This is a genomic window from Ectobacillus funiculus (assembly GCF_004138295.1).
GTDB lineage: Bacteria > Bacillota > Bacilli > Bacillales > Bacillaceae_G > Ectobacillus > Ectobacillus funiculus.
In genome coordinates this window covers 1-6,404 of the sequence record NZ_SCFM01000050.1, presented here as the reverse complement: position 1 = coordinate 6,404, position 6,404 = coordinate 1, and the positions used below count along the sequence as shown (strand labels likewise).

The 6,404-nt window shown below is 40.7% G+C and carries 8 protein-coding genes and 3 tRNA genes; 3 read left to right on the top strand and 8 right to left on the bottom strand.

Features of this window, described 5'->3' with window-relative positions:
* Together EP737_RS21405 and EP737_RS25770 are read right to left on the bottom strand one after the other, a co-directional pair.
* The coding region (locus tag EP737_RS21405; RefSeq protein ID WP_205650998.1) for a fumarate hydratase at positions 1-383 on the bottom strand (383 nt) is incomplete at its 3' end.
* A 271-nt stretch (positions 384-654) separates the two neighbouring features.
* On the bottom strand, positions 655-831 hold the full coding sequence (locus EP737_RS25770; protein ID WP_165350883.1) for an SE1561 family protein: 177 nt from the start codon (positions 829-831) through the stop codon (positions 655-657).
* 231 nt (positions 832-1,062) lie between these two features.
* Between EP737_RS25770 and yfkAB the strand changes: the two genes are divergently transcribed.
* The gene (gene yfkAB / locus EP737_RS21400; protein WP_129730801.1) at positions 1,063-2,187 is read left to right on the top strand and encodes a radical SAM/CxCxxxxC motif protein YfkAB; all 1,125 of its coding nucleotides are present in this window, start codon (positions 1,063-1,065) and stop codon (positions 2,185-2,187) included.
* A 63-nt stretch (positions 2,188-2,250) separates the two neighbouring features.
* Here the strand turns inward: yfkAB and EP737_RS21395 are convergent, their stop codons facing one another.
* From EP737_RS21395 to cax, 3 genes are all read right to left on the bottom strand, one after another.
* Positions 2,251-3,045, bottom strand: coding sequence for a YfkD famly protein (locus EP737_RS21395; RefSeq protein WP_129730799.1), 795 nt, complete (start codon positions 3,043-3,045; stop codon positions 2,251-2,253).
* 225 nt (positions 3,046-3,270) lie between these two features.
* Entirely contained in the window at positions 3,271-3,885 is a 615-nt protein-coding gene (locus EP737_RS21390; protein ID WP_129730797.1) for a YczE/YyaS/YitT family protein, read from the bottom strand.
* Between the two features lie 77 nt (positions 3,886-3,962).
* Complete coding sequence (cax, locus tag EP737_RS21385; protein WP_129730803.1) at positions 3,963-5,018, bottom strand: calcium/proton exchanger; 1,056 nt, start codon at positions 5,016-5,018, stop codon at positions 3,963-3,965.
* A gap of 147 nt (positions 5,019-5,165) precedes the next feature.
* On the opposite strand from cax, the gene EP737_RS21380 reads away from it, so the two are divergent.
* A complete protein-coding gene (locus tag EP737_RS21380; RefSeq protein ID WP_129730795.1) occupies positions 5,166-5,582 on the top strand; it encodes a pyridoxamine 5'-phosphate oxidase family protein in 417 nt (138 codons plus the stop codon).
* 231 nt (positions 5,583-5,813) lie between these two features.
* A complete protein-coding gene (locus EP737_RS21375; RefSeq protein WP_129730793.1) occupies positions 5,814-5,960 on the top strand; it encodes a BH0509 family protein in 147 nt (48 codons plus the stop codon).
* A gap of 177 nt (positions 5,961-6,137) precedes the next feature.
* Here EP737_RS21375 and EP737_RS21370 read toward each other — a convergent pair.
* The 3 genes from EP737_RS21370 to EP737_RS21360 form a co-directional block, all read right to left on the bottom strand.
* Positions 6,138-6,218 (bottom strand) — tRNA-Leu (locus tag EP737_RS21370).
* Positions 6,219-6,236: 18 nt separating this feature from the next.
* Positions 6,237-6,308: transfer RNA gene (locus EP737_RS21365), tRNA-Cys, on the bottom strand.
* A 17-nt stretch (positions 6,309-6,325) separates the two neighbouring features.
* Positions 6,326-6,401: transfer RNA gene (locus EP737_RS21360), tRNA-His, on the bottom strand.
* Between the last annotated feature and the right edge of the window lie 3 nt (positions 6,402-6,404).

The window sequence follows — 6,404 nt, the reverse complement described above, 5'->3', positions numbered from 1 at the left end:
TGCTCGAATTTTACAACTGGAGTACCAGCACCAAGGTTGTTGCCGCTGTTATTGCCAAATAGGGAATCAACAGAATTTGGACGAAGCTTTCCATCCTTTGTCGCTTGCTCAATCGCCGCATAAATTGCTTCTTTAATCACAAGCTGATTTACGCCAACCGGTGTTTTTATTTTGAATGTTGGCATTCCTGTATCCTGACAAATAGGCGAAATATTATCATCCGCCATCTTAATATTATTTGTAATGGTATGAAGCGCCATTGCCGAACGAGTACCCGCGCTTTCCTTCTCCCTTGCACGCTGAATGGCACGGCGGACATCCTTTGGCAGGTTCGTAGAAGTCTCAACGATTAACTTGTACATACTTTCTTGAAGCTTTTCCATTTCATTTCCCCCCTGAATGAGAACGCTATCTAAAAGTTTTCACAATTTGATTATACTCCTTTTTGCATAGAAAGCAGAAGAAGTTTTTCCTTTATAAGATATACATGACGATTGGCAAGCCCTGTCCCCTAGACGAAGACAGAGGCGCAGTTGTACTTATACTTTACCCCTAAAATTTCCAGCTGCATCGAATCATTTTCTAGCTAGAAATGTATACTTTCTGGTACAAATAAAAAGGAGAATGCGAGCGCATCCCCTTTCCTTTGTCTTATCACTTCTTAAATTGCTCACACTTGTCCTCTAAATCATCCAGCATGCCAATTAAACGGTCGATATCTTCAAGCTCAATATCCTCTGGATCCATCGTATCAATGACCTCCACGAACATATTCAAGCGTTCCTTTAAATATACTAGCTGTGAATCTTTATCGTGTACAGCATTTCCCATGCGTATTCGCTCCTTTTTATTTATATTGTTTCTATTATACAAGAAGATAAAAACTTTTTGTGCAAAACTGTTTATAAACTGGCACTATTCTTCTATGATAAGTATGGGCATTTTCGCTTATTCTTACAATCGGTCATCACTGGCTGATACAAGCTAGGCTTGTTCCCTTATCATACGTGAGAAAATTGCTCACGTACGAAGCTTTACTTTACACACAAAGGAGTTTCTAGTATGAATATATCACAACTCAAGCCGATTACTCCCGCTTATGATCCGTGGGAAGCTTATATGGACATAGAGGAGTACGGCAATCTGACACTTACAAACGTTGAGTTTACAACCACAACGATATGTAATATGAGATGCGAGCATTGTGCGGTTGGTTACACCCTGCAGCCAAAGGATCCAAATGCCTTGCCGCTTGCATTGCTGCTCAAGCGATTGGAAGAAATTCCTTCACTTCGTTCCTTAAGTATTACCGGCGGTGAGCCAATGCTTTCAAAAACATCCGTTCAATCCTACGTCATTCCTCTGTTGAAGTATGCGCATGAACGCGGTGTCCGCACACAAATCAATTCAAATCTAACATTAGATTTATCCCGCTACGAACAAATTATACCGTATTTGGATGTACTGCATATTTCTCATAATTGGGGTACGCTGGAGGACTTTACAGAGGGCGGCTTTGCCATGATGGAGCGAAAACCAACAGTAGAGCAGCGCGCCAAGCTCTTTGAACGTATGATTGAAAATAGCAAGGCTCTGTCAAAAGCAGGTGTGCTCGTATCAGCAGAAACAATGCTGAATAGGCGTACACTTCCGCATATTGAACATATCCATAAGCAAATTATAGAGGAGATGGGCTGTAAGCGGCATGAGGTACATCCAATGTATCCAAGTGACTTTGCGAGCAATTTAGAGATTCTTACGAAGGATGAAATTCGTGAAGCAGTATCCCACCTACTCGATGTTCGAAATGAGGATGTTTGGATGCTTTTCGGTACATTGCCATTCTATGCATGCAGCTCTGATGAACGCGACCTAGAGGTGCTGCAAAAATTGTATCGCAGTAAAAATGTAACAGTTCGCAATGATCCAGATGGCCGCTCCCGTCTCAACGTAAATATTTTCGACGGCAGCATTATCGTGACTGACTTTGGTGACGTTCCTCCGCTCGGCAATATTCAGACAAATACCTTGCAGGAAGCTTATGATGTATGGATGGGCTCAAAGACGGCAAAGCAATTAAATTGTCATTGCCCAGCTATCAAATGTCTCGGTCCGAATGCGCTTGTAAAAAACAGCTATTATCCGGATGAAGACTTTACTGTAAAAAAAGCAAAGCTCAGCTTTTGAAGAAAATGAAAATTTATACTTACTTGTAATTGTAAAAAGCGGACTCCACTGAGCCCGCTTTTTCTATCGTGGATGTGGCGATGTCATAAAGCCAAAGGAGACACGATCCTGTACTGGAATCCAAGCACCAATTCCCTGTGACGTTACATTTTTAATCATTAATTTACGTTGATTTCCTTTTAACACTAAGTATACTTCCCCAAATGTTACCTTTCCCTTTTCATTTACAGCTGGAGCATACGTATACAGATAGCCAAGATGTTTTGGTCCAACATTATACACACGGCTATGCTTCGTTCCATATCCAATTACAGTTTGGAAAGAGAGCGGCATCTGCGTTTTTTCCATCGCCTTTAATAGCATCATTTTTTTCACATCTTCTGCTCCGCGTATATTAGCAGTTAAGCCGCCGTGCACAATTCGCTGTGTTTCTTGATTATAACGAAGCTGAAAAAAGGTTCTGCCGCCGCGGTTATCATGAAAATTCCGGTTAATCTGCTGATATTCCCAATTCACCGTTGTTTCCGTTGATTCATAATTCAAAGGCCATTGCCCCAGATAAATTTTTGCTCGATATCCAACAGCAAGCGGTGCATTCGATATCGATGTTTCATTGAACATACGGATTAAATTTGGATTTTCAATTGGGATTTCAGATGTTTTTACTAAGCTTTTTGCAAACTCGCTCGGCTGTAAACGCGGTAAATCCTGCGTTGGGTTCGGATACGTATTCTCCTTGGAAATGTCTATTACAGACGCAGGTATTTTGAAATGGATCGGCTTCGCATCAGCAAACGCTGGATGAGCGAGAACGAGCAAGAAAATAGAAATCATAAAGACATGCTTTACACCTTTCATTCCTGGTGCCCCTTTCAAGGAAGATTCATCATTGTTATTGTTTTCTGTACGTTCTATTGTTATCCAACATTCTTCCATAAAGAAAACTCGCCGATTGGCGAGCCCTGCCCTTGGGCGAAGACAGAGGCGTAGCCCTACTTATACTGTATTCCTAAAATTTCTAACTTCGTCGAATTGGCTTCCTGTTAGAAATTTATACTTTCCTACAGTGCAAAAAAATCAGCTCTATCTTAAGATAGAACTGACCTTCAGCATAAATCGTTCTGTTGGATGATAACACCATTGGACGGTAGGCCCAATCGTAAATGCAATTACAAGCGTTCCAATCCCAATGGGTCCTTTTAGTAAAATCGCAAATACAAGAGCAGTCATCTCTCCAAGTGTTTTTGCAACCATTAAACTAACACCGAATCGTTTATGCAGTGCAATCATCAAATTGTCGATTGGGTTGGCCGGGTAGCTTGATTGCAGGTACATCGCCACACCTACCGAAAGCATGATAATGCCGACTAGCAGTGTCCCTGCCTGATAGGCAAGTCCGATAGGATGCCAATCCTTCATCACCTTTAACAGCCAAAAGTCGATCATCGTACCAATAAACACAAATGTAACAGCAGCTAAAAATTGTGGTTTTTGCCTCAGCAAATACGCATTTACAAATAAGAGAACTACACCATCAATAATGACCCATGATCCGACAGTAAAGCCCGTTACTGTTGCTTGCCCTGCCGTTAAAGCATCCCAAGGACCTGCCCCTAAATTCGCCTTTAGGGTGAGACTGGCGCCAAATGTTAAAATGGCAATTCCCATGATGAAAAACAGCAAGCGTGTCAGTTTCATGACTGTCTCCTTTTTTCTTCTTAATAATAGAACATATTACGTACATAAAAAAAAATTCCTAGCCTTGGCCAGGAATTTTAAAGCAGATAAAAACCAATCCCCATAATTGCATACGCTCCTAAAAGGGTAAGACCTTCAAACCAATTCGTATCGCCATCGTTTGAAATAAAGATAGTCAAAAATACTGCCGTAATCATAGCAATTAACTCTGGCATCGTGAATATGAGCGGCAGTTGCTCCGTTAGAAACAAAGAAACAAGTACCAGCAACGGAGCTACAAACATGGCAATCTGCAGTGTAGAGCCTACCGCAATTTCTACTGCGACACTAACCTTATTCTTATAAGCCATAATAATAGCAGAAGCATGCTCTGCTGCATTCCCAACAATCGCAACAATAATGACCCCTATGAACAGCTCTGACCATCCAAAGGATTCTGCCACTGTCTCAAATGTATGTACGAGCGCTTCTGACACATATGCTACTGCAGCAGTCGCCACTGCCAATACAGTTATTGCTCTTCCTTTACTCCATTCTGGCTCCTCATGCTCCTCTACTTGCTCTCCTTTATGCTGATAAACGCCACGATGCGTAACAAGCTTAAAGAATAGAGCTGCCAGATACAACACAATTAAAATAATGGATGTGCCAATGCTTAAAGTGAATGTTCTCTCATCATCCATATCCATTGCAAACACTTCTGGTATAACAAACGCGACAACAACAGCAAAAATAAGAAGAGCCGAATTGTGACGAGCATCGTACACATTAAAGGTTTGACGCTTATATTTTAAACCGCCGACAAAGAAAGAGAGTCCGCCAACAAGCAGCAGATTACCAAGTACAGAACCCGTCAGCGAAGCAAGCACAACCTCTGTTAACCCTGCCTGTAAAGCAAAAATAGAAATGATCAGCTCAACCGCATTTCCAAACGTAGCATTTAAAAGACCACCGATGCTTGGACCAGAAATGATAGCTAGACTTTCCGTCGCACGTCCCATAAAGCTCGCCAGTGAAATGATTGTGAGACAGTATACACCAAACATGAGCGTCTGAGACCAATGCATGATATTTCCTGCTATTGAAACCGGTACGCCAACGAGCGCCAGCAGAAAAAAGATTTTATTTACCACAATAATCCAACCCTTCCAAATAATATAACGAACTAATTGTACCATTATTATTTGCATGTTTTCATAAAATCCATCTTAATTTTCGTTTAAAAATGCCTGTTCTAGAAAACAGTAAGAACTAGAGTAAAAAAAGGGGGGCCAGAAGTCATGGAACTAAAAGGAAAAATCTTAAACATTCTCCAAAATCAACAAACAGGGGTACTAGCCACTGTACGCGATCATAAACCGCACATCTGCTTTATGATGTTTTTTCACCAAGACTTAACACTATATGTCGCAACAGATCATCTATCACGTAAGGTGGATGACATTAAGGAGAATAATAATGTTCATGTTCTCATCGGAAATGAAGGAAAAAGCTGGGGTGAAGAATTTATTGAAATAGAAGCAGATGCTTATCTAGAGGACAGTGCACAATTAAAGCAGGAATTTTGGAACGATAGCTTAAACAAATGGTTGGATGGACCAGAAGATCCAAACTATATCCTGCTGCGTCTTGAGCCGAAACATATTTACTACATCGATAAAGCAGGTACTGCTCATCCAGAAGTATTAACGCTGTAATATAACAGAAAATCAGTTCATCCAATGGATCATCCGACGTAAGGATGATCCATTTTTGTTTCACTGTAGGAAAGTATAGATTTGCATACACAATCTCCCCAAATTTATACCTATCTTTTAAAAAAATGGACAATTTTTCAAAAAAAAGAGTGCACTTTTTTTATTTTGTGTTATATAATAGTATCAAGTTAAGTATACTGTATTAAAACAGAAAAGAGAGGAAGATGTGGGATGAGAAGAGAAGAACGCAAAAATATGATTGAGTTTATCCAAAAAATAAAAGGGCTTCAATACAGTCAATTAATGTATATGACAGATGAAGAAGTGGAGCATATTTATAATGTAACGTATTATCATCTAGAGGAAATCGCAGAATAAAAGCAGCTGCCGGCGCAGCTGCTTTTATTTCGCGATTCCCTAGCTTCTAAAAAAGTTTAATTTCTTTAGATAAAGAAAACTCGTCGAATGAACTTCCAGCTGGGAATTTATACTTTCTTGAAATACAAAAAGACCTCAACATAATTGCTGAAGTCTTAATATTACTGAGCTATTAGATACCGATGGTCGGGGTCGAACCGACACTCCAGAGGAACACGATTTTGAGTCGTGCGCGTCTGCCAATTCCGCCACATCGGCATGATACATAATACAAAAAGGCGGCAACCGGATTCGAACCGGTGGATAAAGGTTTTGCAGACCTTGGCCTTACCACTTGGCTATGCCGCCATAAAAAGAACATAAAATGGGGCGATTGATGGGAATCGAACCCACGAATGTCGGAGCCACAATCCGATGCGTTAACCACTTCGCCACAACCGCCAT

Excerpts from the sequence above, each read along its gene's own strand:
- EP737_RS25770 (WP_165350883.1), bottom strand. The coding sequence starts at position 831 with ATGGGAAATGCTGTACACGATAAAGATTCACAGCTAGTATATTTAAAG.
- yfkAB (WP_129730801.1), top strand. The coding sequence starts at position 1,063 with ATGAATATATCACAACTCAAGCCGATTACTCCCGCTTATGATCCGTGG.
- EP737_RS21395 (WP_129730799.1), bottom strand. The coding sequence starts at position 3,045 with ATGAAAGGTGTAAAGCATGTCTTTATGATTTCTATTTTCTTGCTCGTT.
- EP737_RS21390 (WP_129730797.1), bottom strand. The coding sequence starts at position 3,885 with ATGAAACTGACACGCTTGCTGTTTTTCATCATGGGAATTGCCATTTTA.
- EP737_RS21380 (WP_129730795.1), top strand. The coding sequence starts at position 5,166 with ATGGAACTAAAAGGAAAAATCTTAAACATTCTCCAAAATCAACAAACA.
- EP737_RS21375 (WP_129730793.1), top strand. The coding sequence starts at position 5,814 with ATGAGAAGAGAAGAACGCAAAAATATGATTGAGTTTATCCAAAAAATA.